This window comes from Actinomycetota bacterium (assembly GCA_030776725.1).
Classification (GTDB): domain Bacteria; phylum Actinomycetota; class Nitriliruptoria; order Nitriliruptorales; family JAHWKO01; genus JAHWKW01.
The window spans coordinates 1-3,243 of sequence record JALYHG010000023.1 but is presented as its reverse complement, the minus strand read 5'-3'; the positions used below and the strand labels follow the sequence as shown (position 1 = coordinate 3,243).

Sequence of the window (3,243 nt, the reverse complement as noted above, 5' to 3'; positions counted from 1 at the left end):
TGGCGCAACTGCCACAGTCGGCGGCGGTCCTTGTTGCGCGAAGTACCGCAGTCGGTTACTCGGGCATGGGAGAGCCTGTGCGAGGCGTACGGTCCTACGTCGAGCGCGTGGTGTTCTCCCGCTTGTCGACCGCCGTGGTCGCTGGTGCTGCAGGCTTCGAAGTCGAGAACCTGCGCCACGGGTGGGAACCCTTCCTCGACGGCGATCCCGTGGACGTCGCGGTATCCCCGCTGTTCGGCGGCGGACAGAACCACGAGACGTAGGTCGGGCTCGAGGAGTTCATCCGCTGAGATCAGAACCGGCACTCACGGGGCCGGTTAGGTCCGGCCCCAGGTCTGTACGAGCGTGAAGGTAAGGCCCCATCGTCGGGGATCGGCGAGTTCCCGCTCGGCGTCCGCAAGTAGCCGATCGAGGTCGTCTGCGTTGACGAACGAGCGCAGCAGTCCGTCGAGCGCGGTGGCGAACACGAGTGGGAGACGTAGGTAGGGGTGGCCTGGCGGGAGCGACTGCACCTCGGCCCGGACGTGCGGCTCGATGTCAGCGTCGTGGAAGACGACGAGCTGCGTGGTCGCACAGTCGGGGTCTCCCCCAGCTCTGCGGAACGCTTCGCTCAGCAGAGGGATCAACCCTTTGACCTCGTCGCCGTGGCGCAGCGACGAGGCTAGAGCCGGTGCGGGAGGAAGGAAGGTCCACGACCGCGGGTCGAGCTCCTCCAGCGCGATCACCCCGCCAGGGCGGGCGAGGCGGCGGTGGGCTGCCATCTGCTCCGGTCCGCGACCGAGCGGGCCGATCATGAACCGGGCGTGCACGAGGTCGAAGGACGAAGGTTCGAGTTCGCTGGCGAACACGTCGTCAGTCACCAAGGTGACGTTGCTCAAATTCTCGGCGTCCACGAACGACTTGGCGGCGGCGAGCATCGACTCGTCGACGTCGGTGCCGACGACCTCACCGTCGGGACCGACCCACTCGCTGAGCAGCCGCAGCCATCCCATCGCCCCACAGCCGACGTCGACGACCCGTGCGCCCTGCCCGTCGCCGATCTGGTCGAGCAGTCGCCGGCCGGCGGGTTCCCATACCCGCGATTGGAGCTGCAGACGCTCCAGTTCCGTGTCCTGGCCGGCCAACAGGTACGTGTCGGTCATGTCCTGTCCGTTCACTCGGGTGCACCGCTGCTCCACGGCAACCACAATCTGCGTGCCGGCGATCGCAGGCTGATCGCAGCCAGGCGCAGGAGCCTGCGATCCGGCTGCGACAAGCTATGGCCACCATGGCCCTCGTCCGACCGAGGAGACGACTCATGGCCGAGCAGATCAAGACTCTCGTGAGCAGGCTGGTCGAGGAGGTGTGGAACCGGGGCGACTACGGGGTCGTCGACGAGCTCATCGCCGACGACTACGTCGGGCATCCGTCCGAGGTCCGCGGCACGGAGGGCTACAGACAGTTCTTCATGGCGTTGCGCCGGGCGTTTCCCGACCTCGAGTTCACGATCGACGACCAGGTCGCCGACGGGGACAAGGTGGTCGTCCGCTGGACGGCGCGCGGAACCCACGACGGCGAGTACTTCGGCATCTCGCCCACCGGCCGGGCCGGCGTCATCACCGGGATCGAGGTGCTGCAGTTCGCCGACGGCAAGGCCACCGCGTGCTGGGGGGAGGTGGACCAGCTTGGTCTGCTTCAGCAGCTGGGAGTTCTGTCCCTGCCTGCCCCGACGACGTGAGCGATCCGGTGCGAGATGGCTCGTTAGCCGCGACGTAGGGTTACGAGCCGGGGCCAAGGGAGCGCGGTGGAGTTCCGGATCCTGGGCCCGCTGGAGGCGGTGGCCGACGGCGAGGCGCTCGAGATGGGTACGCCCCGGCAGCGCGCGCTGCTGGCGTTGCTCCTGGTCCGGGCAGGCCAGACCGTCTCCACCGACCGCCTCGCCGATGACCTGTGGGATGGTGCGCCGCCGGAGACCGCGCGCCACAGCCTGCAGACCTACGTGCACCGGCTCCGGCGGGCACTGGGCGCTGAGGCGTGGCGCCTCGAGACCCGTCCGCCCGGCTACCAGCTCAAAGTGTCCGTCGACGAGCTAGATGCCCTGCGTTTCGAGCAGCTGGCCGCCGACGGGCACCGTGCCCTAGTGCGCGGGGACACCGAGGCCGCTTTCGACCTCCTCACAACGTCGCTCGATCTGTGGCGCGGGACGGTGCTGGCTGACCTGAACGACGTCTCCGCCCTCGAACCGGAACGCGCACGGCTAGACGGGCTACGACTGACCGCAGTGGAGGAACGCATCGAGGCGGATCTCCAGCTGGGGCGGCACGTCGCGCTGGCCGAGGAGATCACGGCCCTGCTGGACGAGCACCCCTACCGGGAGCGGCTATGGGGTCAGCTGATGCTGGCGCTGTATCGGACCGGCCGGCAGGGCGATGCCGTGCGGACGTTCCGACAGGCGCAGGAAGTCCTGGCCGAGGAACTCGGGCTGGACCCCAGCCCGTGGCTGTCGCGGCTGCATGAGCGGATCCTGCTGCAGGACCCGGACCTGGAGGCTCCCGCGGCCGAACATGGGGCACGACCCGACACTCCGCGAACCCTGCCGACACCGCGCGACACCTTCGTCGGCCGGCGGCGGGAACGGGCCGAACTCGACGGGCTTGTCCGGACGCGTCGGCTGGTCACGGTCACCGGCCCGCCGGGCTGCGGCAAGACGCGCCTGGCCGTCGAACTAGGCCTCGACCTGCTCGACGACTTTCCGCACGGCGTCTTCCTCGTCCCCCTGGCGGAGATCGAGGGTCCCGACCGGATCGCTGTGGCGATCGCGGGTGCGCTGGGACTGGCGACGGGCGACCGACCCGCGTCTGAGGCCCTGGAGGAATACCTCCGATCGCGACGGTTGCTGCTGCTCCTGGACAACTTCGAGCACGTGCTGGCCGGCGCTCCGGTGGTCGCGCAACTGCTCGACGCCGCTCCGCAGCTGAGGGTGCTCGCGACAAGTCGCGCACCGCTGCGGCTGTCCGGCGAGCAGCAGTACCCGCTGGCGTCCCTGCCGGTGCCGGACGCCGACGAAGCGCAGCACCCGGCCGCCAACGACGCGGTGACGCTGTTCGCCGACCGTGCAGGTGCGGTCGATCCCCGGTTCGTTCTCGACGGCGGCACGGCCCCGGTCGTGGCGCAGGTCGTGGGACGCCTCGACGGGCTTCCCCTAGCGATCGAGCTGGCAGCCGCCCGCCTGCGCCTGTTCCCTCTCGACGAGCTCCACCGGCG

General features: G+C 69.6%; 4 protein-coding genes. 3 read left to right on the top strand and 1 reads right to left on the bottom strand.

From position 1 onward, the window contains the following. Positions 1-77: 77 nt before the first annotated feature. Entirely contained in the window at positions 78-263 is a 186-nt protein-coding gene (locus M3N57_00995; protein MDP9021284.1) for a hypothetical protein, read from the top strand. A 54-nt stretch (positions 264-317) separates the two neighbouring features. Here the strand turns inward: M3N57_00995 and M3N57_00990 are convergent, their stop codons facing one another. Further along, positions 318-1,142 carry a methyltransferase domain-containing protein gene (locus M3N57_00990; GenBank protein MDP9021283.1) on the bottom strand — a complete coding sequence of 275 codons (825 nt, stop codon included), beginning with the start codon at positions 1,140-1,142 and terminating at the stop codon, positions 318-320. 155 nt (positions 1,143-1,297) lie between these two features. Between M3N57_00990 and M3N57_00985 the strand changes: the two genes are divergently transcribed. Further along, positions 1,298-1,717, top strand: a complete 420-nt coding sequence (locus M3N57_00985) for an ester cyclase (protein MDP9021282.1) — start codon at positions 1,298-1,300, stop codon at positions 1,715-1,717. 66 nt (positions 1,718-1,783) lie between these two features. Next, positions 1,784-3,243, top strand: a 1,460-nt coding sequence (locus M3N57_00980; GenBank protein MDP9021281.1) for a winged helix-turn-helix domain-containing protein, incomplete at its 3' end; no start/stop codon positions are given.

What these genes read in the sequence shown, in the direction of transcription:
- M3N57_00985 (MDP9021282.1), top strand. Translation starts at nt 1,298, where the DNA reads ATGGCCGAGCAGATCAAGACTCTCGTGAGCAGGCTGGTCGAGGAGGTG.
- M3N57_00990 (MDP9021283.1), bottom strand. Translation starts at nt 1,142, where the DNA reads ATGACCGACACGTACCTGTTGGCCGGCCAGGACACGGAACTGGAGCGT.